The 23,983-nt window shown below is 68.9% G+C and carries 23 protein-coding genes; 10 read left to right on the top strand and 13 right to left on the bottom strand.

Annotated elements, in window-relative coordinates; translation table 11 throughout:
* Positions 1-116: 116 nt before the first annotated feature.
* On the top strand, positions 117-617 hold the full coding sequence (locus tag Dsi01nite_RS19160; RefSeq protein ID WP_203847560.1) for a hypothetical protein: 501 nt from the start codon (positions 117-119) through the stop codon (positions 615-617).
* Positions 618-1,204: 587 nt separating this feature from the next.
* On the opposite strand, the gene Dsi01nite_RS19155 is transcribed toward Dsi01nite_RS19160, so the two are convergent.
* From Dsi01nite_RS19155 to flgN, 12 genes are all read right to left on the bottom strand, one after another.
* Positions 1,205-2,314, bottom strand: coding sequence for a hypothetical protein (locus Dsi01nite_RS19155; RefSeq protein WP_203847559.1), 1,110 nt, complete (start codon positions 2,312-2,314; stop codon positions 1,205-1,207).
* 76 nt (positions 2,315-2,390) lie between these two features.
* Positions 2,391-3,482, bottom strand: coding sequence for an IS630 family transposase (locus Dsi01nite_RS19150; protein WP_203847558.1), 1,092 nt, complete (start codon positions 3,480-3,482; stop codon positions 2,391-2,393).
* Positions 3,483-3,814: 332 nt separating this feature from the next.
* A complete protein-coding gene (locus tag Dsi01nite_RS19145) occupies positions 3,815-4,855 on the bottom strand; it encodes a hypothetical protein (protein WP_203847557.1) in 1,041 nt (346 codons plus the stop codon).
* Positions 4,852-5,358 (bottom strand): SigE family RNA polymerase sigma factor, encoded by a 507-nt coding sequence (locus tag Dsi01nite_RS19140; protein WP_203847556.1) that lies wholly within the window; start codon positions 5,356-5,358, stop codon positions 4,852-4,854. The genes Dsi01nite_RS19145 and Dsi01nite_RS19140 overlap by 4 nt, the downstream gene beginning before the upstream one ends.
* Before the next feature lie 777 nt (positions 5,359-6,135).
* Positions 6,136-6,588 carry an ImmA/IrrE family metallo-endopeptidase gene (locus Dsi01nite_RS19135; protein ID WP_203847555.1) on the bottom strand — a complete coding sequence of 151 codons (453 nt, stop codon included), beginning with the start codon at positions 6,586-6,588 and terminating at the stop codon, positions 6,136-6,138.
* 41 nt (positions 6,589-6,629) lie between these two features.
* Entirely contained in the window at positions 6,630-8,681 is a 2,052-nt protein-coding gene (locus tag Dsi01nite_RS19130; protein WP_203847554.1) for a PAS domain-containing sensor histidine kinase, read from the bottom strand.
* Positions 8,682-8,727: 46 nt separating this feature from the next.
* The gene (locus Dsi01nite_RS19125; RefSeq protein WP_203847553.1) at positions 8,728-10,329 is read right to left on the bottom strand and encodes a methyl-accepting chemotaxis protein; all 1,602 of its coding nucleotides are present in this window, start codon (positions 10,327-10,329) and stop codon (positions 8,728-8,730) included.
* Positions 10,330-10,408: 79 nt separating this feature from the next.
* Complete coding sequence (gene csrA / locus Dsi01nite_RS58350) at positions 10,409-10,651, bottom strand: carbon storage regulator CsrA (protein WP_203847552.1); 243 nt, start codon at positions 10,649-10,651, stop codon at positions 10,409-10,411.
* 71 nt (positions 10,652-10,722) lie between these two features.
* Positions 10,723-11,130 carry a flagellar assembly protein FliW gene (gene fliW, locus Dsi01nite_RS19115; RefSeq protein WP_239135997.1) on the bottom strand — a complete coding sequence of 136 codons (408 nt, stop codon included), beginning with the start codon at positions 11,128-11,130 and terminating at the stop codon, positions 10,723-10,725.
* Positions 11,131-11,176: 46 nt separating this feature from the next.
* The gene (flgL, locus tag Dsi01nite_RS19110) at positions 11,177-12,067 is read right to left on the bottom strand and encodes a flagellar hook-associated protein FlgL (protein WP_275423394.1); all 891 of its coding nucleotides are present in this window, start codon (positions 12,065-12,067) and stop codon (positions 11,177-11,179) included.
* An 11-nt stretch (positions 12,068-12,078) separates the two neighbouring features.
* Entirely contained in the window at positions 12,079-13,476 is a 1,398-nt protein-coding gene (flgK, locus tag Dsi01nite_RS19105) for a flagellar hook-associated protein FlgK (RefSeq protein ID WP_203847549.1), read from the bottom strand.
* Positions 13,477-13,977 carry a flagellar export chaperone FlgN gene (gene flgN, locus Dsi01nite_RS19100; RefSeq protein ID WP_239135996.1) on the bottom strand — a complete coding sequence of 167 codons (501 nt, stop codon included), beginning with the start codon at positions 13,975-13,977 and terminating at the stop codon, positions 13,477-13,479.
* A gap of 145 nt (positions 13,978-14,122) precedes the next feature.
* Here flgN and Dsi01nite_RS19095 point away from each other — a divergent pair, with 145 nt between their 5' ends.
* The 9 genes from Dsi01nite_RS19095 (at position 14,123) to Dsi01nite_RS19055 (ending at position 23,552) form a co-directional block, all read left to right on the top strand.
* Positions 14,123-15,016, top strand: a complete 894-nt coding sequence (locus Dsi01nite_RS19095) for a sigma-70 family RNA polymerase sigma factor (RefSeq protein WP_203847548.1) — start codon at positions 14,123-14,125, stop codon at positions 15,014-15,016.
* 118 nt (positions 15,017-15,134) lie between these two features.
* On the top strand, positions 15,135-16,001 hold the full coding sequence (locus Dsi01nite_RS19090) for a sigma-70 family RNA polymerase sigma factor (RefSeq protein ID WP_203847547.1): 867 nt from the start codon (positions 15,135-15,137) through the stop codon (positions 15,999-16,001).
* A 163-nt stretch (positions 16,002-16,164) separates the two neighbouring features.
* Positions 16,165-17,022, top strand: a complete 858-nt coding sequence (locus Dsi01nite_RS19085) for a flagellin N-terminal helical domain-containing protein (RefSeq protein WP_203847546.1) — start codon at positions 16,165-16,167, stop codon at positions 17,020-17,022.
* A 215-nt stretch (positions 17,023-17,237) separates the two neighbouring features.
* The gene (locus Dsi01nite_RS19080) at positions 17,238-18,092 is read left to right on the top strand and encodes a flagellin N-terminal helical domain-containing protein (RefSeq protein ID WP_203847545.1); all 855 of its coding nucleotides are present in this window, start codon (positions 17,238-17,240) and stop codon (positions 18,090-18,092) included.
* 168 nt (positions 18,093-18,260) lie between these two features.
* The gene (locus Dsi01nite_RS19075; protein ID WP_203847544.1) at positions 18,261-19,118 is read left to right on the top strand and encodes a flagellin N-terminal helical domain-containing protein; all 858 of its coding nucleotides are present in this window, start codon (positions 18,261-18,263) and stop codon (positions 19,116-19,118) included.
* 69 nt (positions 19,119-19,187) lie between these two features.
* Entirely contained in the window at positions 19,188-20,555 is a 1,368-nt protein-coding gene (fliD, locus tag Dsi01nite_RS19070) for a flagellar filament capping protein FliD (RefSeq protein ID WP_203847543.1), read from the top strand.
* Between the two features lie 30 nt (positions 20,556-20,585).
* Complete coding sequence (fliS, locus tag Dsi01nite_RS19065; protein WP_203847542.1) at positions 20,586-20,972, top strand: flagellar export chaperone FliS; 387 nt, start codon at positions 20,586-20,588, stop codon at positions 20,970-20,972.
* A complete protein-coding gene (locus Dsi01nite_RS19060) occupies positions 20,969-21,301 on the top strand; it encodes a hypothetical protein (protein ID WP_203847541.1) in 333 nt (110 codons plus the stop codon). Before fliS ends, Dsi01nite_RS19060 begins: the two co-directional genes overlap by 4 nt.
* A gap of 67 nt (positions 21,302-21,368) precedes the next feature.
* Complete coding sequence (locus Dsi01nite_RS19055) at positions 21,369-23,552, top strand: glycosyltransferase (protein ID WP_203847540.1); 2,184 nt, start codon at positions 21,369-21,371, stop codon at positions 23,550-23,552.
* Positions 23,553-23,563: 11 nt separating this feature from the next.
* On the opposite strand, the gene Dsi01nite_RS19050 is transcribed toward Dsi01nite_RS19055, so the two are convergent.
* Positions 23,564-23,920: a hypothetical protein gene (locus Dsi01nite_RS19050; protein ID WP_203847539.1), complete on the bottom strand. Its 357-nt coding sequence runs from the start codon at positions 23,918-23,920 to the stop codon at positions 23,564-23,566.
* Positions 23,921-23,983: the final 63 nt, after the last annotated feature.

Here is a 23,983-nt window from a genome sequence, read left to right as displayed (position 1 = left end):
TTTTCCGGGAGCGGTTGTTGGTGGGCAGACCGGTCCAACCGAAGAGTCCGCACATGGTGACGCTTCCGGCTAGACGACCATCAGCTACCGACAGGCAGTGATGGCTCCGGGGCCCGATGGACCTGCAGGACTGCGGGTTGGGTTGTCTTCCCGTCATGGAGGTCGCGCCAGTGGTCTGGAACGTCTATCGGTCGACAGTGACCCGCTACACCAAGCAGGAGGCCGGTATTGCCTACTTGGCGGTCGCCTTGTTCGCCGACTCCACCGAAGGCAGACGGTACATCGAGTTCCAGCTTGCCGATGAGGAGGATCGCGACTGGGGCTACTGCATCGTTGACGGCCCACCGACCAGGTTCCAGCCCGGCGACGATGTCGATGCGCTGGTGACGATGATGGCCAGTCACGCAACCCTGTATGGCGGTCTGCTCTCCGTCAGCTTCGACGGCATGGATCTTGTGCTTACGTTCAATGACGAGGCCCAACGTCTATTTGAGTGGCCCCGAGAACTGACGCTGCGTCTCGACATCGCAGCGGACGAACTCAACGCGTTGCGTGAAGGCCTTCACGAGGTGCTCGCCGTCGGTCCAGGCGGCAACGTACCCACGATCACGATCTAACGCCGGGTTGTGTCACCCACCTCCTGATAACGATCTGTCACGCAGGTCCCGAGACCGGACAAGCAGAGGACAGAGATCGTGTGAGAACTTTCTGTACGGGATCAAGGCGCCGCTGACGCGGCGCACCGTGGCGCCACGGGGTCGCTCCGCGACCTGCGCTTACGCCTTCGGCGACGCGCAGGCAAGCCCCGGCGCCCGCACCGGAATCAGCGACGCAGGATTAACCGACAGACACAGCGAAGCCCCGGCCGCCGGCGAAGCCGAGGACTAGGGCGTGAAGGTCGGCTGGTGGAGCAACTGAAGGTTTGAGCGGAACTTGCGGTGCGGCAACACCCTCCCCGCCGCCGTTTTCTCTTGCGTGATTGCCGACCTCGTCAAGGTCGTTCGTCCAGCGAGGCGCTCCACCTTGACGAGGTCGGCAATCACGAGAACCTGGCACCGGTGAGGGCGCCACCGCTGTGAGTGGTCACCGCGAGCAAACCACCGCGCCGTGTCCGCACGACGCCCATCGGAGCCACTGGAGACAGATCTGGTCAAGGCCAACGGATCGCCTACACGTCTCTGTCAGGAGAGACATGTTTGCCGCGTCACGTGCAGTGTCGCCAGAAGTCGTTCCATGCGTGGATGCCATCGAACCCAGACAGCTGGATCCAGCCGCCAAGCCCTTGGTGGAGTCGCCACGACGAGAAGTTCGCGATCGGCTGGCCGTTGACGGTCGCGTAGTAATAGGTGGTCTGGTCGCCGACCGGTCGCGACAGGGGCAAAGTAGTACCACTGACCGTTGCAGGCTCGGTGATGAACTCGGCCGTGGTGCCGTCGTAGAATGACGATGCAAGATAGTTTTGTATGGTCGTCACCACGATGGCGTGGCTGACGCCGTCGGTCAGGTCCGCGACCCACATGCTGGCCTCGCCGCCGCTGTATGTCACGTACGACTGCACCTGGTGGTTGGCGGGTACGGTCACGTCGGTCCATCGGACCTCGTGGGTATCGTACTTCGGATTGATCATCTCCCAGAACATCTGGCTGCTGTTGAGGTCCAGTCCACTGTTGTCCACGCCGGACTGGATCAGTCGATTTTGGTTAAACCCGCCGAGGCCCGACCAAATTCCGTAACTCGTTCCGTAAAGGCCGCAGTAGCTGGAGAAGGACGGCTGGTACCAACGCCCCTCTGCGGTGGTGAACGTCGATATGGTGGCGCTTCCGTTGACCGCCATGCCACCGGCCCAGTTGGAAGTTTGTTCCGTGTGAGTGACGGTGGCCTGCACGTCCGTCCCGCACATTTCCGGCCGGCCAGCCCGCTTCCAGCCTGCCATGGTCTTTTCCCAGGCGGCGCGGCCCTGCGCATCGACCGGTCGCGGCGGGAAACCGTATGCCCCCAGCTCTGCATCGGTGGCCCGCAGCGGCGACCATCCTTCCGGCGGCGCGATCTCCCGGATGTCGTCCCCGGTTCCGGTTGTGTAGGTATATTCGGTTGCGTGCCCAGCGAGTGCCCGGTTTGCGACCACGTTGCCGGCGACATCGATGGCAGAAGTCTGGACGACTGTGAACGGCCGGGTGCACGCCGCAGTGTTACTGGCCGCAGATGGGTTGCCCGCCACGGCGTGGCTGTAAGCCGGCTCATCGACCAATACGGTGCCAGACAGCGTCACCAGCAGAGTGATGCCGCCCAGCGCAGCTGTTTTCCACACGCGCAAGCCAACCCCCGTCGATTACATTCGGCAATGCACATAAGGCAATGAAGAACTTACCGTCCGAGTCCATTGACAGCAACTAGTGTCCTGCGTCAGAAATCCGTCGGCAAAATCGTGCAAGTGACTCGAGGATCTCGTCGGCGGTCTTGGTCCAGATGAACGGTCGCGGATTGCTGTTCCAGTCGGCGATCCACGACCGGATGTCCGCCTCAAGCGACTGGACGCTCTTGTGAGTGCCTCGGCGGATCTTCTGCTCGGTGAGGAACCCGAACCATCGTTCGACCTGGTTGATCCAGGATGAGCCGGTCGGGGTGAAGTGCATGTGGAAGCGGGGATGCCGGGCGAGCCAGGCACGGATCTGCGGGGTCTTGTGCGTGCCGTAGTTGTCGCAGACCAGATGCACGTCCAGGTCGGCGGGCACGGTCTTGTTGATGGTGATCAGGAACTTCTTGAACTCTGCGGCGCGGTGCTGGCGGTGCAGTTCGCGGATCACGGTGCCGTCGGCGATGTTGAACGTAGCGAACAGGCTGGTGATGCCGTTGCGGTGGTAGTCGTGGGTGCGCCGCTCAGGCATGCCCGGCATCATCGGCAGGACCGGCTGCGACCGTTCCAGGGCCTGGATCTGGGACTTCTCATCGACACACAGCACGACCGCCCGCTCCGGCGGGTTGTGGTACAGGCCCACAACGTCCACGACCTTCTCGATGAACTGCGGATCGGTGGACAGCTTGAACGTGTCCGCCAGATGCGGCTTCAACCCGAAGTCCCGCCAGATCCTGCCGATCGTGGACTTCGACATCCCGGACCGCGCCGCCATCGACTTGCGCGACCAGTGCGTGGCGTTCCGCGGCGTCTGTTCGAGGGTGGTGACCACGACCTGCTCGATGCGATCCAAACCGATCGACGGGGGCCGGCCCGGCCGCTGCTCATCGATCAACCCGTCCAGGCGGACAGCCACGAACCGCCGGCGCCATTTGCCGACCGTGTCCGGATGCACGCCCAGACTCGTTGCCACATCCGCGTTCGAGGCGCCCTCGGCGCACGCCAGGATGATCCGCGCCCGTACCGCAAGGACCTGTGCCGTCTTCGCCCGCCGCGACCAGCGAACCAGCACTGCCCGCTCCTCATCGGTCAACACCAGCGGGGCGGTGGGACGCCCGGTCCTCGGCATCCCGCCATGCTACTCCCACTTAACCGACGGATTTCTGACGCAGGACACTAGTGCTCTGACCGGGAACGTTGGCCGGGTTGGGCGACATACCGGTCAGCGTTCGCGGATTCGCTGTGAACCGGGTCCAGGCTGTGCGGATGGCAGATCCTGTTCGGGCCCGCCAGCTCAGCGACGACGAGGGCCGGTATACCCGCCGCGCAGTGTCCGTACGTCCGCAGTCGGAGGGCGTGACACGTACGTGTCAAGCAGCAGGAAGATCAGTAAGCGTGTCCATAAATCGTGAAATGTCACTGCCGTATTGGTTTAGGCGCAGGCAACCATGCAGATCAGGTTTACCACGTCCAGTTGAGGCCGAGCAGTCCGCGGATCGTGTTGCCCAGGTCGTTGACGCCGTCGTTGGCGAGTTCTACCGCCATGCCGTCCGGCATTTCCAGTTGGTTGCTGCGGCAGCCGGAGAGCGTGAGTCGAAGTCGAGCGGTGACGATCCCGGTGGGTCCGGTGAAGGTCACCTCCATCGTGCCGCCGAGGTCGGCCGGACAATTACCGATCCCCTCCCGAACCGCAGCCATTGGCAGGCGATTGACCAGCGCCACCACCTGGTCTACCTGTGCACGATCCGTGACCGTCACCGGGCCGAAGGTGCGGGCTGGTATAGATGAGTTAGCAAGACCGGGGCTCTTCGTGTGCAGGACGACCGTGATTGTCGTGGTGCCACTCGGGACCAGGGCGGTCGCCGGCCGGGTCGGCAACCAGGTTGCCTCGGCGTCCACGCGGACGAGCATTGGTTGCTGCGTCGTGTCGACCTGCACGGTGAGCTGCCGTCCGACCAGCACCGCGGGCTGATCGGGCCAGCTGTACATTCGGAGGAACGATCCTGGCCCGGAGCTCGATCCGGCGGCGGTGGCCCCGGCCGGCAGGTAGCCGTCCAGACTCGCCTGCAGCGTCGCGGGGGCCGTCTGCACGGTCCACCAGCGAGTCACCACGCTCGTGTGCGGACGGTCTCCGGCAGGAGCCATACGCCCAGCCATCTCCTGAGACCCGGGCGGTGGCGCGCTCTGACGCACGGCCGGGCCCGGCACCACGAACGCGTCGGCTCGCTGGGCGGCGTCAGCGTCCGCAGCGGCCCAGGTTGCCGTCGTGCCAGACGTCTCGGTCACACGGGGTGCGACGGTGGCCGGCGTATCGCGTGCCGCAACGCCGATGCCACCGGCGAGTACGAGCACAACCAACCCGCACAGCACACTTGCGCGGCGGGCGCGCCGTCGTGCGACATCGGCCTGGACGCGGTCGAACAGGCTCGGGCTGGCGGGCGGCTCCGGCGCAAGATCGTCCAGCGCGGCGTGCAGGTTCGTGGTGACCTCAGCAGGATTCATCGTGTACCCCCGGAAATCGCAGCGGGCGCGAGCTCGACCCGCAGTTTGGCCAGTGCCTTGGCCGACTGGCTCTTGACCGTGCCGACCGAACAACCCATCGCGGCGGCGACCTGCGCCTCAGACAGGTCGTTGAAGTAGCGCAGTACGACGACCGCACGCTGGCGGCGACCGAGCGCCGACAACGCGCGGGCGACGGCGTCGCGCAAGTCCACCGACGCGAACTCATCCGCGCCGGTGGGCAAGTCGGGCAACTCGCCAGTCGCGTACTCTCCGCGCCAACGCCGCCGACGCGCGCTCAAGTAGACGTTGACCAGCACGCGGCGCACATACGCATCGGGATCACCAGCCTCGACGACCCGAATCCACCGCGGCCACACACGCACCAGCGTGGCCTGCACCAGATCCTCGGCCGCGTGCCAGTCGCCGGTCATCAACCACGCAGCCCGCAGAAGGCCGCGTTGCCGCGCCGCGACATAGTCACGAAACCCGTCCGGCTCAGCCATAGCCCATCCCCCAACCTCGCATCTGCTGAATACACCACTCGGCCAGCAGCGATGGTTGCCCGACATGAACTGCTCATCTCCGGGGCCCGCTCTGCATCACGCGGCCCAGCCGACAGCAACGACGACAGCAACCGGCCCGCACAACGACCTTCGAATATGAGTGCCGTACGTGAGACCAGGACTGCCGAGCGCCCGATCTGACGCGCGATCGCGCCTCTCAATCTGCAGGTCTGCCATGCGGCTGGGTACAGCAGCAAAGTACAGCAGCCGACCGCACCAAGCCGGACCTCAGCGAAGCCAAAACCGTTGTGTAGCAACGAATCCAGCTTCACCAAGCCGTACTTCCGCGACTCCCTCGGTCAGGGGTTACCAAGATCGACCCGTACAGCACCGTGCCGAGCGCCGTCCGCAGCGCCACGACACCTTGGGCTGGAGGGGTTCACCGGAGCAGGCTGTATGTACCGTCAGGATTTTGGCAGAAGTATGCCGTGTAGCCGCCCGGGTTTCCCTTGCGATGCTTCGGCAGGAACGCGCCGTAGGTATGGTCGGCCCAGCCGGGGCAGGCTCGGCGAACGTCATGAGAAACGATGAAAGCCGTACCGGCAGCTCAGACGCCTTGTAGCGGACGTTCGCGCAGGCAGCCGGCCCGGCGCAGGAAGTACAACCTGTACCAGTACGACCTGGCCCTGTAAGTCTCGCTGCATGCCGGCTGCCCCATTCGAGCGCGAACCGCGATGACCGGTTGACGGCCGCTCTCGGTCAGTCTCGGTTCGAGTATCACAGCGCGGCCTGGACGATCGGTTTCCAGTGGGCGGCGAACGATTCGGCGAAGCGTTCGTGATCCGAGGTGCGTTGCACGTTGCCGACCTTCCGGGCCCGGTGCTGGAGCACGTGATGGCCGAGCTCGTGCAGCAGGACGTCGAACCGCATGAAGTCCCGCGACGCCGAAGCCGTCCGTTGCTCGTAGAGGAAGATCTCGCCCGGTGCTCTGGTGCGGCCGTAGACGACCAGTCCAGGGTGGAAGTCCTCGGTCTGGCGCAGTTCGACGGCGCGTAGCCCGTACCACGCCCAAGGCCCGACAGCATCCAGCACCTCGCGAACGTCCCGCCCGCTGGCCGGGTGGGTGAAGCCGGGGCGCGGTGCGTGCACGTGGATCCGCACCCGGTCGAGCCCGGGGGCGCGGCGCAGCGCCTGGCGGGGCCGGGGATCGGTGCGCAGGCTTCGGCTCACCTCGTCATGGTCGGCGGCCGCGCCGGGGCCGGCAACCGGGTTCAGGTGCGGACCGGGACCGGGGCGTCCTGGTGGAGCGGGAGCAGGCAGGTGACGACGGTGCCGGGCCCGAGGGCGGGGCGGGCCCAGATGCGGCCGCCGTGGCGTTCCACGATGGACTTGGTAATGGCGAGGCCCAGGCCGGTGCCCTGGCTCTGGCGCTCGGCGGAGCGGCTCGAGCGGAAGAACTGGTCGAAGATCTGGTCGATCTCGTCCACGGGGATGCCCATGCCGGTGTCGGCGACGGTGAGGCGGATCTGGGTGCCGTCGAGGTCGGCGGTGAGGCTGGCGCTGCCGCCGGGGGCGGTGAACTTGAGGGCGTTGTCGAGCAGGTTGATGACGACGCGTTCGAGCTGGTCGTGGTCGCCGTGCACGACGAGCGGGAGGTCGGGCAGGTCGATGTCGAGGTGGACGTCGCGCTGGCCGCGGACGGCCTGGAGGGCTTCGAGGGCGCCGGAGACGACGGTGCGGATGTGGACGGGGCGGGCGTTGATTTTGACCTGGCCGGCCTCGATGCGGGAGAGCATGAGGAGGTCTTCGATGAGGGCGAGGAGCCGGCGGGCGTTGCGCTCGACCGCGGCGAGGAGGCGGGCCTGCGACGCGTGCAGGGTGCCGGCGTCGCCGTCGACGATGACCTCGACGTTGCCGAGGATGCTGGTGAGCGGGGTCCGCAGCTCGTGGGAGACGGTGGCGACGAGGTCGGCGCGGACCTTGTCGAGCTCGCGGAGGCGGTCGGCGGCGGCGCGTTCGCGGTCCAGGGCGTAGCGCATCGCCTCGACGGTGCGGCGTTCCCTGGTGACGTCGCGGGCGACGGAGAGGTATCCGGTGACCTCGCCGGACTCGCCGCGGATGACGCTGACGGTGAGGGCGACGGGCAGCGGGGTGCCGTCGTGCCGCACGTAGGTCCATTCGCGGGGTTCGGAGTCGCCGGCCTGGGCCGGGCCGAAGAGGGTGGCCAGGCCGGGCAGTTCGTCGGGCAGGTGGAAGCGGTCGAGGGTGGCGGTGCCGACGACGTCCCGGGCGCGGTGGCCGAGGAGGCGTTCGGCGCCGGCGTTGAAGACGGTGACGGTGCCGCGCCGGTCGGTGCCGATGATGCACTGTTCGGTGGCGGCGGCGAGGACGTCGGCGAAGAGGCGCTCGGTGTGGCGTTGCGCGGTGACGTCGAGGCCGGTGCCGATGACGTGGGTGAGGCGGCCCTGCTCGTCGGTGAGGGCGGTGTTGCTCCAGACGATGCGGTGGCGGGAGCCGTCGGCGGCGAGCCAGTCGTTCTCGAAGGTGTTCGGGAACGCGTCGGCGGTGAGGTGGGCGAAGGCGTCGTCGGCCCGGCCGGTGTCGTCGAGCGACAGCCCGGCGCTCCAGAAGGGCTGGCCGAGGACGTCCGCGGCGGTGAACCCGGTGACCTCTTCGCAGCGGCGGTTGAAGGCGGTGATCCGGCCGTCGGTGTCCAGCACCATGACGAGGAAGCCGGCGCTGTCCAGGATCGCGCGGTTGAAGTCGCGTTCGCGGCTGACCTCGCGGGTGCGGGCGGCCAGCTCGGCGGCGCTGGCACGGTTGCGGCGCACCCAGCTCTGCGCCGCGGAGGCCATGAGGGCGCCGAGGGCGAACACGAGCACCCCCCGGCGCCACTCGTGTTCGAGGACCTCCGGGCTGCGCAGCATCGGGGCGGCGAAGACCACCGCGAGCGCCACGACGCCGATCGCGGTGGCGGCGCGGCCGTGATACAGGGCGAGCCAGAAGACGGGCAGCAGCGCGAGGGCGCCGTAGCCGGCCGGGGCCTCGCCGCTCTCGGCGATGTTGAGCAGCGCCACGACGCCGAAGAAGCCCAGCGGTGGCATCGCCTCGTAGATGGCCGGCAGGCGCCGCCACGGCACGACGACGACGAGGCCGAGCAGCAGGACGAGCACGAGCAGGGCGCAGGCGAGCGCGACCGGGTCGACTCTGGGCGGGAAGAGCGCCATGCCGAAGGCGAGGACCGCCACGGAAAGGAACGGCGTGATGCGCCGCCAGCGGTCCGGGGCGCTCAGCGTCCGCAGGTCAGCGTCGCTGTAGAGCATGATGTCAAGTCTCGGGCGTAACGGACGGTAACGTCTGGCGATTCGGTCAGAAACGGAAACGGGCCACCAGGGCGTTCATGTCCTCGGCCATGCCGGCGAGCTGGCGGGCCGCGGTCAGCGAGGTGTCGGCCTCGGCGGTGTTGCGGTTGGCCACGTCGGCGATGTCGGCGATGGTGGCGGCGATCTCGCCGGTGCGGGTGGCCACGTCCGTGACGGTCCGGCTGCTCTCCTGGGTGGAGGCGGTCTGCTCCTCGACGGCGCTGGCGATGGTGACCTGGAAGTCGTTGATGCGGGCGATGATCGAGCCGATCTCGCTGATCGCCTCGATGGCCCGGTCGGTGTCGGCCTGGATCTGCTCGACGCGGCCGCTGATGTCGTCGGTGGCCCGGGCGGTCTCCTGGGCGAGCTCCTTGACCTCGCCGGCGACGACCGCGAAGCCCTTGCCCGCGTCGCCGGCGCGGGCGGCCTCGATGGTGGCGTTGAGGGCGAGCAGGTTGGTCTGTTCGGCGATCGAGGTGATCACCTTGACCACGTTGCCGATCTCGACGGAGGAGGCGCCCAGGCGGGACATCATCGTGTTGGTCTGGTCGGCCATGGCGACCGCGTCGCCGGCGACCCGCAGCGCGTCGTTGGCGTTGCGGGAGATCTCCGCGATCGAGCCGCCCATCTCCTCGCTCGCCGACGCCAGGGTGTCGACGTTCTGCGAGACCTCGCCGGCGGCGTGGTTGGCGGCGCCGGCCCGGTCGCTGGCGAGCGCGGCGGCGGAGACGATCCGCTGCGACGCGCCGGACAGTTCGTCGGCGGAGGCGGCGACGGTGCGCGCCGACGTGGACAGGGACTGCACGGTGCCGCGGACGCTGCCGATGGCCCGGTTGAGGTCGCGGGCCATCCGGCCGACCTCGTCGGTGGAGTCGACCTTCGAGGTGTGCGAGAGGTCGCCCTCGGCCATGCCGTTGAGCACGACCGACACGTCCCGCAGCGGCACGATGATGCCGCGCGTGACGAGCCAGCTGATCGCGGCGGTGAGCAGCAGGCCGATGAGGCCGGCGGTGGAGAGCATCACCACGGCCCGGTCGCGCTCGTCGCCCACGGACTTCGAGGCGGCCGCGGCGACCTGTTCGAGCGCGTCGCTGACGCCGGGCAGCTTCTCCTCCACCTCGGAGAAGGCGGTCTGGAAGGCGGCGTACGAGGCGGGAGCGCGGTCGCCGCCGATCGCGGCCGTGACGGTCTGCCCGGCGAGGTCGATGTAGTTCGCGATGGCCGGGGCGACGATCCGCGCGGCCGCCTGGACGGAGGCGTCCATGGCCGGCGCGGTGAAGGTGGTGACGACCCCGCCGAGGATCGCGCTGTGGTCGGCGAGGTCGGCCTTGACCTCGGCGGCCTCGGCGCTGACGTCGCCGCCGCGGGAGGCGGCCAGGAGCATGCGGAGCACGTCGCCGCGGATGGCGTCGTGCGCCATGTCCGCCTCGAGGGTCTGCCTGGTCAGCTGGCCGACCTGCTCCAGCTGGCGGGCCCGTTCCTCGCCGTCGGACAGCGCCCGGACTCCGACGAGGAGCAGCGCGACGACGGTGAGGAGGGAAACGATGAAGATCGCGCCGAGCTTGGCGACGATCGGCCGGTTTCGTACCCATCCGCGCAGTGCGGCCATGGACGTGCCCTTCTCGAGGCGTTACCCATCGGGCCTATCGGCATCGGCGGGGAAGTCCTGAGAAGTCGGGTTTAACCCGCTACTGCTGCTCGACGTCGGCGCGGAGCATGCGGCTCAGGGCCCGCACGGCGACGTCGCTGGGCGACGCGGCCTCACGGTTGACCTTCTGCAGCTCGCGGTAGACCTCTTCGCGGTGGACCTGGATGCTGCGCGGCGCCTTGATGCCCAACCGCACCACGTCGCCACGCACGTCGAGCACCGTGACGACGACGTCGTCACCGACCATCACGCTTTCTCCGGGACGTCGGGTCAGGACGAGCACAAGCCGCTCCTTCGCTGGGCGATACGCGAACAGTACCCGATATGCCGGTTCCGCCGATGGCGAAGACCCGATCAGGCGACGACGACGAGCTTCTGGCGCACCGACAGGCCACTGCGGCTCAGGACCAGCTGCACGGCGCGGCGGCTGCGCTGGTCGAGCACGATCGGCGCCATCAGGTTGACGGTGGCGTCCTCGACCCCGTCGCCGGCGGTGACGACGAGCAGGACCAGCAGGTCCTCGCCGTCGCTGACGCCGAGGGCGGCGAGCGCGTCGTCGTCGATCTCCGGCGCGTAGTCGGGGAAGAACTGCGCCGGCGGCACCACGAGGAACCGCAGGCCGGCCGAGTCGACCGAGGTCAGCGCGTACAGCATGCCGGTGTCCTCGAGGCGGACCAGCACGAACCGGCGGTCGTCCGGGAAGCCCGGCATCGGCGCTACGAAGTCGATCACCGGCAGCGTGGTGGTCTCTGGGTGTCCCACAGTCGCGACGCTCATGGATTCCTCACGTGTGTGCTTGCGGCGCGGCCTACCGCAGGAAGTCGACCAGCGACGGCTGGATCACCTTCGCGGTGGCGGCGAGCGCGGCCTGGTAGGCGGTCTGCTGCAGAGCGAGTTCGGTGATCGTCTTGGGCAGGTCGATGTCTTCGACGTCGGAGAGCTGCGCCCGCAGATCGAGCACCCTGTTCTGGGCTGTTTGTTGCATTTCGGACAGCTGATTCGATCTGGACCCTACCCCGGACAGGCCCGCCTGGATGCGTTTCTGCGCCGTGTCGACCCCGGCCAGGTCGGTCTGCAGCCCCGCGGGGTTGTTGCGCAGGTCGTCGGCGATCTGGCCGAGCAGCTTGAAGACGTTGCCGTTGCCGGCGCCGAAGACATCGTCGCCGCTGGTGTCGACCCGGACGGTGGCGTTGCCGCTGATCGTCCGGTTGATCTTCCCGTCATCGCCCTGGAAGTCGCCGTTCTTGTCGTAGGCGATGGCGCCGGGGGTGCTGCCACCGAAGACCGGCCGGTCGAGGAACGTGGTGTTCGACAGGTTGATCATCGAGTCGCGCAGGTTCTCGACCTCCAGGGCGATCGCCTCCCGCGCCTCCGCGCTGCCGGCCGCGCCGCTCGACAGCCCGGAGAGCACCAGCTCGCGGGCCTTGTTCATCTGCGTTGACGCGCTCTGCAGCGCGGTGTCGGCCATGTTCAGCCAGCCGATGCCGTCGTCGGCGTTGCGGGAGTACTGGTTGAGCGTCTCCATGTCCGCCCGGTGCTGCATCGCGATCACCGCGCCGCCGGGCGAGTCCGACGCCTTGGTGATGAGCTTGCCGCTGGAGAGCTGCTCCTGCAGCTGCTGGTTGCGTGAGAGGTTGACCTGCAGGTTCGCCAGCGTGTTGCTGGCCATGGACCGTTCCGTGACGCGGAAGCCGGGCATCCGTTCCCCCTCTACCGTTTCATGTTGATCAGCGTGTCCAACGTGGTGTCGACCACCGAGATGACCTTCGCCGCCGCCTCGTACGCCCGCTGGAACTGCAGCATGTTGGTCATCTCCTCATCCAGGCTGACGCCGGACTCGGCCTGCTCCGCCGAGGTCACGTCGTCGGAGATGACCTGCTGCGCGTCGGCGCGCCGGTTGATCGTCTGCGCCGCGATGCCGGTGTCCACCACGAAGTTGCGGTACCTGACGTCGGCGCCGTTCGGTTCCTTCGCCAGGTCCGCCATCGCGATCGCGTTGTCGCCCTGGAACGGGTTGACGGCCGTGCTGGAAGCGGCGACCTTGCTCGGGTCACTGATCGCCACGCCGATGGTCCGGGCGTCCGTGCCCGAGAAGAAGGCGCCGCCCTGCACCGGGGTGGGGACCGTGCTCGGCGGCACCACGGTGATGTCGAAGCCCTGGGCGTGCTGCGCGTTGACGGCCGAGACGAGCAGGCCGGCGACGTTGTCGAGGCCCTGCACCGCGTCCGGGATGGTCTTGGTGAGCGCCTCCAGCCGCGAGGCGATCTTGCCGTTGGTGATGGAGGCGACGGCGCCGCCGACGAACTGCACCTGTGGTGGTGCGGCGGCCCGCCCGTCGACGGTGGGCGAGCCGACCGCCTCCAACTGGCGCACCGTGTCACCCTGCACGATCACGGCGCCGGCGAGCAGGACGTCGGTGCTGCCGTCCGGTCTGGTCCGGGCGGTCGCGCCGGTCAGCTCCGACAACCGCAGCACCAGCTGGTCGCGCTTGTCGGACAGCTCGTTGGTCGGCATGCCCGCGACTCCGGCCAGGGAGATCCGGGCGTTGAGGTCGGCGATGCCCGCAGTGGTCTGGTTGACCACGTTGACGTCCGCGCCGAGCTGTTCACGGGTGGCGGTGTAGAGCTCGCCGAGGTTGGCGCGGGTGGTGCGCATCGTGCCGGCGACCGTGTTGGCGCGGGAGAGCAGCGCGGTGCGGGCGGATGTGTCGCCGGGGCGGTTGGCCACGTCGGACCAGGCGGACCAGTACTCCGACAGCTGCGCCTGCAGGCCGCTGTCGCTGGGCTCGCCGAGCGCCTGCTCGATGTTGGCGTAGACGGTCTTGTGCGCCTGCAGGTACTCGTTGAGTCCGTGCTCGGACCGGGTGCGGTTGGTCATGAACTCGTTGTGCAGCCGGGTGACGCCGGTGATCCTGACGCCGTCGCCGACACCGGTGGACAGCGAGTAACGGGCCGGTTCGGTCACGTTCTCGACCGGGGAGAGCTCCACCCGCTGCCGCGAGTAGCCCTCGGTGTTGACGTTGGCGACGTTCTGGCCGGTGATGTCCAGCGCCCGGCGCTGCGCGTAAAGGGCGGACAGCGCGCTGTTCAGGCCGGAGAAGGTGCTCATCTACATCGCCTCGTCAATCAGCCGGTTGCGGGGGGTCGAACCGACGGTCTGCCCCCGCCGCCCGTAGGTCTCGACGGATCCGGCGACGGCCAGCATCGTCTCGCGGGCGGCCCGCGCGCCGGTGGTGAGGATGTCGCGGTTGGCCTCGGCGAGCGCGCTGACCTCGGCGGTCAGCGTCAGGAACGCCATCCGGTGCTGGTTGAGCAGGTCTGACCACGGCGCCGGGGAGGCCTCGGCGAGCTGGGTGAGGCTCGGGTTCGGGCCGAGCCCGAGGGAGGCGCCGATCGCCTCGACCTCCGCCGCGCGGACGACCTCCGTGCGCCGGATCTCCTCCAGGACGACCTCGACCTCACGGGTGGCGTGCGCGAGCCAGCGGGTGCGTCCGCCCGCGAGGACGAGCTGCTCCTCCTCGAGCTTGAACAGCAGCAGCTCCAGCATCTCCCGCTCGCGCCACAGGATGCTCGCGAGGTCCGCCAGCCCCATGCGTGTGCCGCCCTTCACCACGTCATCGATCGCTTCACCCACATAGGTCGGCAGGTCGATACGAGGGTTGAGTACAACCTCCCCGCAACTTTGCGTCACCGCGACCTGCACCCGTGGCCACCGAGCCTGGTTCTCGACCAACTCCTGCCACGAAGAGGTTGCCGTGACCGTCAGCACCGAAGCCCAGACCTCGTTCAGCGCCGCCGAGCTCGACGCCGCCGTGCGCAGCCACCTGCCCCTGGTGGGGCACCTGGTGCGCGAGATGCTCGGCCGGCTGCCCGCGCACGTGTCCCGCGAGGACCTCGTCTCGGCCGGCATGGCGGCGCTCGCACACGCCGCGAAGGGCTTCGACCCCAGCCGCGGCATCCCCTTCGGCAGCTTCGCCACCACCCGCATCCGCGGCGCCCTCCTCGACGAGCTGCGCGGCCTGGACTGGGCCAGCCGATCCGTCCGCACCCGCGCCCGCAAGGTCGAAACCACCCAGCAGGAGCTCACCGCCACCCTCGGCCGCACCCCGACCCAGGCGGAGCTGGCCGCGGCGCTCGGCGTGGCACCCGAGGAGCTCAAGGCGATCGGCGAGGACGTGCAGCGCGCGGTCGTGCTGTCGCTGCAGGGGTTCACCGCCGGCACCGCCGAGGACCTCGTCCCCGAGCGCACCCCGGGCCCGGAGGACCTGATCCTGCACCGCGAGAAGATCGGCTACCTGCACCACGCGATCGGCGCGCTGCCGGAGCGGCTGCGGCACGTCGTCACCGCGTACTTCTTCCAGGAGCGGCCGATGACCGACATCGCCGCCGAGCTGGGCGTCACCGAGTCGCGGATCAGCCAGCTGCGCTCCGAGGCCCTCGTGCTGCTGCGCGACGGGCTCAACAACCACCTCGACCCGCAGCTGATGGTGGCCGCGCAGGAACGGGGCAACGGCTGCGTGGCCCGCCGGCGCGAGGCGTACTACAGCCAGATCGCGCGCCAGGGCGACCTCAGCGCGCGGCTGGCGCACACCACGGCGCTCGGGATGCCGACCACCGGGCCGGTGATCGGGCTGCCCGACGCGGCTTGAGGACAACAACCAGTTAGCAACCAAGCGCGACCAGTTGTGTACCCAAAGTGACAGAGGCTGGATCTTGCCGGGAGTTCTCCGGCCCACGAAGACCCACTCCTGCCACGAAGAGGTTGCCGTGACCACCACCGCCACCCACACGCTCCACAGCACCACCGCCCGCGAGCGCGAGGACCTCGTCCGCGCGCACCTGCCGCTCGTCGGGCATCTCGTCCGCGAGATGCTCAACCGCCTGCCGTCGCACGTGTCCCGTGAGGACCTCGTCTCGGCCGGCATGGCGGCGCTCGCACACGCCGCGAAGGGCTTCGACCCCAGCCGCGGCATCCCCTTCGGCAGCTTCGCCACCACCCGCATCCGCGGCGCCCTCCTCGACGAGCTGCGCGGCCTGGACTGGGCCAGCCGATCCGTCCGCACCCGCGCCCGCAAGGTCGAAACCACCCAGCAGGAGCTCACCGCCACCCTCGGCCGCACCCCGACCCAGGCGGAGCTGGCCGCGGCGCTCGGCGTGGCACCCGAGGAGCTCAAGGCGATCGGCGAGGACGTGCAGCGCGCGGTCGTGCTGTCGCTGCAGGGGTTCACCGCCGGCACCGCCGAGGACCTCGTCCCCGAGCGCACCCCGGGCCCGGAGGACCTGATCCTGCACCGCGAGAAGATCGGCTACCTGCACCACGCGATCGGCGCACTGCCGGAGCGGCTGCGACAGGTCATCACGGCGTACTTCTTCGACGAACGCCCGATGAACGACATCGCCCGGGAGCTGGGCGTGACGGAGAGCCGGATCAGCCAGCTGCGCTCCGAGGCCCTCGTGCTGCTGCGCGACGGGCTCAACAACCACCTCGACCCGCAGCTGATGGCCGCGCAGGAGCGAGCCGGCGGCTGCATCGCCCGCCGGCGCGAGGCGTACTACAACCAGATCGCGGATCAGGGCAACCTGACCACCAGGCTGGCGCACACCACGCCGCTGGGCATCCCGTTCCACGCCTGACCAGAGACCCGGTTCCCACGGAACCGGGTCTCTTCGCGTAGTAGTTGCGTTGCGGAAAATTTCTCCAGCAGATTCCTCATCCCTCGGGCCGGGACGCCGATGTCTTGAGCGAGCGGGCCAAGGACGGGCCGCTTAGCACGACCCGAATCAAGGAGGAATCACCATGGGTCTTCGTATCAACAACAACATCGCCGCCCAGAACGCCTACCGGAACCTGTCCGTGACCGACAGCCAGATGAGCAAGTCGCTGGAGAAGTTGTCGTCGGGTTTCCGGATCAACCGGGCGGCGGACGACGCGGCCGGCCTGTCGATCAGCGAGGGTCTCCGGTCCCAGATCGGTGGCCTGAAGGTCGCGGTGCGCAACGCGCAGGACGGCATCTCGGTCGTGCAGACCGCTGAAGGCGCGCTCACCGAGACGCACTCCATCCTGCAGCGCATGCGTGACCTGTCCGTGCAGGCGTCGTCGACCGGTTCGCAGGACACCGACGCGCGGACCGCGGCCCAGACCGAGTTCACCCAGCTGAACGCGGAACTGGACCGGATCGCCACCACGACCAGCTTCGGCGGGCAGAAGCTGCTCGACCCGGCGGGTTCGTACACCGGCACCTTCCAGGTCGGCGCCAACACCGCGACGGCCGACCAGATCGCGGTCAACCTCGGCACCGCCGCCTTCGGCAGCGTGACCGGCGTGACCGGGTTCGACTCCACCGGCCTCGGCGTCAACTCGCTCAGCCTGGTGACCGGCGCCTCGGCGGCCATCACCGCGATCGACACCGCGATCAAGGGCGTCTCGACCGCTCGGGCCACGCTCGGTGCGTACCAGAACCGCTTCGAGCACACGATCAACAACATCAACACCGCGGTGGAGAACCTGTCCGCGTCCGAGTCCCGGATCAGGGACACGGACATGGCCCAGGAGATGGTCTCCTTCACCCGCTCGCAGATCCTGACCCAGGCCGGCACCAGCATGCTGGCCCAGGCCAACCAGGCGCCGCAGAACGTCCTGTCCCTGCTGCGCTAGCCCGCACCGCACCGACACGCACCACCCTCCTCAGATGACACAGTGATGACGCAGCAGCGGCGCCTCCACCCACGGAGGCGCCGTCGCTGTTTCCGCCGGCCGATCTTCTCCCGGAATTTTGCGCAGAACCCTTATGCAGCAAGGCGAAGCGCCGATGAGAAGTACGTCCAGGCCACGGATGGCCCGGATTCGGACCCGATTCAAGGAGGAACTTCATGGGTCTTCGCATCAACAACAACATCGCTGCTCAGAACGCCTACCGTAACCTGTCGGTCACGGACGGCCAGATGAGCAAGTCGCTGGAGAAGCTGTCGTCGGGTTTCCGGATCAACCGGGCCGCCGACGACGCGGCAGGCCTCTCGATCAGCGAGGGTCTTCGGTCCCAGATCGGCGGCCTGAAGGTCGCGGTGCGCAACGCCCAGGACGGCATCTCGGTCGTGCAGACCGCTGAAGGTGCTCTCACCGAGACGCACTCCATCCTGCAGCGTATGCGTGACCTCTCCGTTCAGGCTTCGTCGACGGGTTCGCAGGACACCGATGCGCGCACGGCGGCGCAGACCGAGTTCACTCAGCTGAACGCTGAGCTGGACCGGATCGCCACCACCACGGCGTTCGGCGGGCAGAAGTTGCTCGACCCGGCCGCCTCCTACACCGGCACGTTCCAGGTCGGCGCGAACACCGCGTCCGCTGACCAGATCGCGGTCAACCTCGGCACCGCCGCCTTCGGTGGCGTCGCGGTCACCGGCTTCGACTCGACCGGCCTCGGCGTCAACGCGCTTGACCTCGTGGGCGGCGCGTCTGCGGCCATCGACGCGATCGACACAGCGATCAAGGGTGTCTCGACTGCTCGGGCCACGCTCGGTGCATACCAGAACCGGTTCGAGCACACCATCAACAACCTGAACACCGCCGTGGAGAACCTGTCCGCCTCGGAGTCGCGCATCCGGGACACGGACATGGCCTCCGAGATGGTGTCGTTCACCCGCTCACAGATCCTGACCCAGGCCGGCACCAGCATGCTGTCCCAGGCCAACCAGGCGCCGCAGAACGTCCTCTCGCTGCTGCGCTAAGGAGCTGGAGTTGATGACCTGACGAGGGCTTGACAGGGCACGGCACCCACCCAGGGCGCCGTGCCCTGCCAGTTGCCGACCGGTTCTTTCTCAACTCCCCGCGAGCTCGGCCGATCTGCTCCGTGAACAGGCCACGGACGGCCGGACCGAGCTCAAGGAGGAACTGACATGGGTCTACGGATCAACAACAACATCGCCGCTCAGAACTCCTACCGGAACCTGTCCGTGACGGACAACCAGATGAGCAAGTCGCTGGAGAAACTGTCGTCGGGTTTCCGGATCAACCGGGCCGCGGACGACGCGGCCGGCCTGTCGATCAGTGAGGGCCTGCGCTCGCAGATCGGTGGCCTGAAGGTCGCGGTGCGCAACGCGCAGGACGGCATCTCGGTCGTGCAGACCGCTGAAGGCGCGCTCACCGAGACGCACTCCATCCTGCAGCGCATGCGTGACCTGTCCGTGCAGGCGGCCTCGACGGGTTCGCAGGACTCGGACGCACGGACCGCCGCGCAGACCGAGTTCGTGCAGCTGAACCAGGAGCTGGACCGCATCGCCACCACGACGGCGTTCGGCGGGCAGCTCCTGCTCGACCCTTCGACGTCCTACACCGGCACGTTCCAGGTCGGCGCGAACACCGCGTCCGCCGACCAGATCACGGTCAGCCTCGGCACCGCGGCCTTCGGCGGCGTGACCGGCGTGACCGGTTTCGACTCGACCGGCCTCGGCGTCGCCGGGCTCGACCTGGTGACCGGCGCGTCCGCCGCGATCACCTCGATCGACTCGGCGATCAAGGGGGTCTCGACCGCCCGGGCCACGCTCGGTGCGTACCAGAACCGGTTCGAGCACACCATCAACAACCTCAATGTCGCAGTGGAGAACCTGTCCGCGTCCGAGTCCCGGATCAGGGACACGGACATGGCCCAGGAGATGGTCTCCTTCACCAGATCACAGATCCTGACCCAGGCCGGCACCAGCATGCTGGCCCAGGCCAACCAGGCGCCGCAGAACGTGTTGTCACTGCTGCGCTGACAACGCTCGTAGGGCGGGGAGGGGACCCAGGTTTCCTCCCCGCGCGCTTTGTCTCACGGAGGTTCCAGCATGGGTAGCGTCGACGGCCTCATCTCAGGGATGAGCACCTCCTCGGTCATCAGCGGGTTGATGCAGGTCGAGGCGGCGCCACAGAACGCCCTCAAGACCAAGATCACCACGCAGCAGAAGGTCGTCACCGCCTATCAGGGCATCAACGCCAAGATGAAGGGGCTGCTGGACGCCGCCAAGGTCCTCACCGACCCGACCGCCTGGAAGGGCGGCGTCGCCACGTCCAGCTCGGACGCCGCCACCGCCACGACCACCGCGTCGAGCGCCACGCAGAGCGGCTCGCTGACCTTCCGGGTGAACAAGCTGGCCGCGTCCCACTCCGTCGTCTTCGGCACCCCGGTCGACGCGACCACCGACACCATCATGAGCGACCCGTCGTTCGTGATCGACGTCAACGGCGTTCCCAAGACGGTCAACGTCGCCGACCCTTCGCTCAAGGGCGTCGTCGACGCGATCAACAAGACCCCCGACCTCGGGGTGAAGGCCACCGCCTTCCAGGTCTCCCCCGGCAAGTACACGATGCAGCTCACGTCGACCACGACCGGCGCACTGTCGAAGTTCGAGTTCCCGAACGGCAACACCTCGCCGTTCACCGCCCTGGGCAACGTCACCCCCGTCTCCGAGGGCGCCGACGCCGAGCTCGCCGTCGGCGACTCCGCGACCCCGCTGCTCGTGACGTCGTCCACGAACACGTTCAAGGACCTCATGGGCGGCCTGACCGTGACCGCGACGAAGAAGCAGCTGGAGACCGACCCGCCGGTGACGGTCACCGTCGCCAGTGACACCGAGGGCATCGCCGCCAAGGTCCAGGCGATGGTGGACGCGGCGAACACGGCCCTGTCGGAGATCGGCACCCAGACCAAGAACAAGAGCGGCGCGGTCGCCGGTGGCCCGCTCGCCGGCAACAGCATCATGTCGAGCGTCTCCAGCAGCGTGCTGAACACCGTCTCCGGCGGCACCTCCGCCGGCGGCAGCTTCAAGGAGATCGGCATCGAGCTGACCCGCAGCGGCACGCTGACGTTCGACAAGGCGAAGTTCATCGCGGCCCTCAACGCCGACCCGGAGAAGACGCAGGCGCTCTTCGCCGACACCGCGCAGACCGACGTCACCCTGAAGACCGGCCTCGCCGACAGGATGGCCGCCGTGGCGGACAAGTCGACGCAGACCAACACCGGCACGCTGTCCCGCCTGATCACCAGCGGCAACGACGCCATCACGGACCTCAACCACCGCGTCGACGACTGGGACGTCCGGCTGCAGGCCCGCCAGGCGACGCTGCAGAAACAGTTCGGCGCGATGGAGACCGCGCTGGGCAAGCTGAAGAACCAGGGCAGCTGGTTGTCAGGACAACTCGCCTCACTCGGCTAGGCCGAAACCCCCTCAGGCCCTGGAGAACGTATGACCACACAAGCGCTGCGCAACCGCTACGTCAGTGACAGCGTCGCGACCGCTCCCCCGTCCCGGCTGCTGGTGATGCTGTACGACCGGCTCGTGCTGGACCTGATGATCGCGGGTCAGTCGCTCGAGCAGGGCGACCGGCAGACGGCATCAGGGCGGATGCAGCACGCTCAGGAGATCATCATGGAGCTCCGGGCGACGCTGGACACCACCGCGTGGAGCGGTGGACCCGGCCTGGCCTCGCTGTACAGCTTCCTGATCACCGAACTCGTGCAGGCCAACGTGACCGGCGACCGGAGCAGGGTCGAGTCGGTGCAGAGCTTCGCCGAGCAGTTGCGCGACGCGTGGCGGGAGGCGGCGGCGCAGGTGATCGGGGCCGGGCCGTGACGTCCCCGCCCGACGGGTGGGACACCGCGTGGGTCGCCGCGCTGGAGGCGATGGAACTGGAGGCGGACGAGGTCGAGCAGCTGCTGCGGCACCGCGACGTGCTGGAGACCGCGCCCGTGACACCGGTGACGTTCACGCCGCCGGACGGTCTCGGGCCGCTGCCGCTCGCGCTCGCGGACCGGGCCCGCCGGCTCGTCCAGCGGCAACTGGACCTGTCGCGGGAGCTGACCATCGCGATGGCCGGCAACCGCCAGCAGGCGCGGCTGGTCGGCCGGCTGCACCGCGAGGCGGTCGACTCCGTGCCCGTGTTCCTAGACAACCGCAGCTGACAACCGCAGCTGACAACCGCACCTGAAAAGCACTCCTGTCGCGCCTGAAAATGCCGATGGTGTCGGCATGACCCACATCCCGGTGTCCGTGATCGTCGCCGCCGGGGGCACCCCCGATGACTTCCACGCCTGCCTGCAGTCGCTGCGGTCCACCCTCGGCCTGCGCGACGAGGTGGTGTGCGTCCTCCCCCCGGGCCGCCCCGAACTGCACGCCGAGCTGCGCGGCGAGGCGTGGCTGAAGGTGATCGAGCCGACCGCGGGATCGGGTGTCGCCGACCGCTGGGCCGCCGGCCTCGACGCCACCCGCCACCCGATCGTCGTGCTGATCGACGGCGACGTGATCGTGTCCGCGCACTGGCTCGACCCCGTCCTGGAGCCGTTCCACGACCCGTCCGTGGTCGCGACCGGTCCCAGCTGCCAGCACACCTACGGCCCGCAGCAGGCCCACCTCCCGGACCACGCGATGACCAGCGCGGCGGCGTTCAAGACCTACGCGCGGCAGTGGCGGCAGGATCACCGCGGCGAGTTCAGCGACGTGGACCGGCTCGGGCCGGTGTGCGTGGCGATCCGCCGGGACGCCCTCGCCATCGCCGGCGGCCCGACCGCGGACCTGCCCTGGGACGGGCTCGCCGCGCAGGGCCGGATCACCGTCGCGCACGCCGCGCTGGTGGCGCACGTGGCGTCACCGTCGTGCGGCCTGCGCGCCGACTTCCTGGACCCGCCGGACGCACCGCTGCTCAGCGCGTCGCTGATCGTCAAGGACGAGGCGGACGTCCTCGGCCGCTCCCTCGACGCGCTGCGCGACCTGGTCGACGAGATCGTGGTGTACGACACCGGATCGACCGACGACACCGTCGCGGTCGCCCGGGCCCACGGCGCGCGGGTGATCGAGGGGTTCTGGAACGAGCACTTCGGCGACGCCCGCAACCGCTCGCTGGAGCACTGCCGCGGCCGCTGGGCCCTCTGGATCGACGCGGACGAGATCTTCGCCGGCGACCCTCGGGTCGTGCGGGCGAGCATCGCGGCAAGCGACGCCAGGGCCTTCTTCGCCACCATCGACAACCAGGAGGGGCACGAGGGCGGCGCCGGCGCGAGCACGATCTACTACCCGCGGCTGTTCCGCCGGGCCCCGGTGCGGCTGTACGGCCGGCTGCACGAGCAGGTCGTCGACCGGATCACCGGCCAGGCCATGATCGGCCCGCAGCTGCCCGAGCTCGTCATCGACCACACCGGCTACACGTCGCTGCGCCGCACGGTGAAGGGCAAGACCGAACGCAACCTGCGCCTGGCCATCCTCGCCGCCGAGGACGTCAGCGGCATCACCGCCGTCGGCAATCTCGCCCGCGCCCAGATCGGCTCCGGCCACCTCGAGGAGGCGATCGAAACCTCCCGGCGCGGCCTCACCCAGGCGAAGGAGAACAGCCACCAGGTGCTGTTCCTCAAGATCCTCGCGGACGCGTACCTCGCCCTGAACCGCCTCGCCGAGGCCAACGAGACCATCGAGGAGCTGCGCCGGGTCGCCAGCACCGCGTTCACGGTCGACGAGCACGAGGTCAAGCTCCGCTTCGCCGAGGGCGACTACGAGCGCGCCCTGGAGATCGTCGCCCGCCTGCCGGAGTCGGGCATGAACGACCTGCTGTACGGGGTCGGCAGGGGCCGCTTCGCCGGGCTGCACATCGACGCGCTGAGCCGGCTGGACCGGCATCAGGAGGCTGCGGTGCAGCTGCGCACGTCGCTGCGCGAGGGGCGGGTCCCGGTGCCGGTGTCCCGGATGGCGCAGGTCCTCGGCGCCGCCGACGGCAGCCTGGCCGAGGTCGCCGAGCTGCTGCCCCGGGAAGGGCTGCGCGGGCTGCTGTTCGGCATCGCCGAGGCGCCACCGGAGGCCGCCGACGAGCTCCTCGAAGCGTTGTGGCGGCGGTACCCCGGGGAGCCGACCGTGCTGACCGTCGCCGCCCGGGTCGGCCGGCTGGTCCCGCTCATCCGTGCCATGGAATGGTCCGCCCGGCTGCGCCAGCACGGGTTCGCCGAGCGCTGCACGCTGCTGGCGCTGTCCGAGGACTCGCGGCGCACCCCGCGGGAGCGCACCCTGGCGGCGGCGATCGCCCTGGAGATGTTCCACGACGAGGCCGCGCTGCCGCTGCTGGGCGAGGCGCTGTCGGCGGTCCCCGACGAGCAGAGCGCGCCGGTGCTGGAGGAGATGCGCATCCTCGCGCCGCGGGTGTCGGACTCGATCGAGCTCGCCGACGCCTGAGCTGCGGGGTTTCACAGCGGGGCGGGTCCGTATGCCAGGGCGAGGGTCAGCACCGAGCGGGCGTTCTCGGCCTGGTCGTGGCTGAGCGCGACCCGGACCGCCGCTGGCAGCGCGACTCCCTCGGGCTCGCCGTAGACCACGACATCCGGAAGCGGCCGGCGCCCGGCCAGCTCCGCCAGCACGCCGGCGATCGCATCCCCGATCGCCGGCGTGACCTCGGGGACGCCCTGGACGACCAGGGCCAGCTCGACGCCGGGGACCGCGGTCGCCACCTCAAGGGCCCCCAGCAGCACGACGGCCGCCGACTCGATCAGGTCGGGGTCGAGGAGCACCAGGATGCGGCTGAGCGGGACGGTGTCACGGTCCACAACGACGAGATCGGCAGCCGGCCGGCACCGTTGAGAACAACGGTGCCGGCCGGCTGGCTGTCA

The organism is Dactylosporangium siamense (assembly GCF_016862795.1).
Lineage (GTDB): Bacteria > Actinomycetota > Actinomycetes > Mycobacteriales > Micromonosporaceae > Dactylosporangium > Dactylosporangium siamense.
Note: the sequence above shows the minus strand (reverse complement) of the source record. Positions and strands in the feature narration are given on the sequence as shown.

What these genes read in the sequence shown, in the direction of transcription:
- Dsi01nite_RS19160 (WP_203847560.1), top strand. Translation starts at nt 117, where the DNA reads ATGGACCTGCAGGACTGCGGGTTGGGTTGTCTTCCCGTCATGGAGGTC.
- Dsi01nite_RS19130 (WP_203847554.1), bottom strand. Translation starts at nt 8,681, where the DNA reads ATGCTCTACAGCGACGCTGACCTGCGGACGCTGAGCGCCCCGGACCGC.
- Dsi01nite_RS19055 (WP_203847540.1), top strand. Translation starts at nt 21,369, where the DNA reads ATGACCCACATCCCGGTGTCCGTGATCGTCGCCGCCGGGGGCACCCCC.
- Dsi01nite_RS19150 (WP_203847558.1), bottom strand. Translation starts at nt 3,482, where the DNA reads ATGCCGAGGACCGGGCGTCCCACCGCCCCGCTGGTGTTGACCGATGAG.
- Dsi01nite_RS19125 (WP_203847553.1), bottom strand. Translation starts at nt 10,329, where the DNA reads ATGGCCGCACTGCGCGGATGGGTACGAAACCGGCCGATCGTCGCCAAG.
- Dsi01nite_RS19140 (WP_203847556.1), bottom strand. Translation starts at nt 5,358, where the DNA reads ATGGCTGAGCCGGACGGGTTTCGTGACTATGTCGCGGCGCGGCAACGC.
- flgK (WP_203847549.1), bottom strand. Translation starts at nt 13,476, where the DNA reads ATGAGCACCTTCTCCGGCCTGAACAGCGCGCTGTCCGCCCTTTACGCG.
- fliS (WP_203847542.1), top strand. Translation starts at nt 20,586, where the DNA reads ATGACCACACAAGCGCTGCGCAACCGCTACGTCAGTGACAGCGTCGCG.
- Dsi01nite_RS19085 (WP_203847546.1), top strand. Translation starts at nt 16,165, where the DNA reads ATGGGTCTTCGTATCAACAACAACATCGCCGCCCAGAACGCCTACCGG.
- Dsi01nite_RS19075 (WP_203847544.1), top strand. Translation starts at nt 18,261, where the DNA reads ATGGGTCTACGGATCAACAACAACATCGCCGCTCAGAACTCCTACCGG.
- Dsi01nite_RS19080 (WP_203847545.1), top strand. Translation starts at nt 17,238, where the DNA reads ATGGGTCTTCGCATCAACAACAACATCGCTGCTCAGAACGCCTACCGT.
- flgL (WP_275423394.1), bottom strand. Translation starts at nt 12,067, where the DNA reads ATGCCCGGCTTCCGCGTCACGGAACGGTCCATGGCCAGCAACACGCTG.
- fliD (WP_203847543.1), top strand. Translation starts at nt 19,188, where the DNA reads ATGGGTAGCGTCGACGGCCTCATCTCAGGGATGAGCACCTCCTCGGTC.
- Dsi01nite_RS19145 (WP_203847557.1), bottom strand. Translation starts at nt 4,855, where the DNA reads ATGAATCCTGCTGAGGTCACCACGAACCTGCACGCCGCGCTGGACGAT.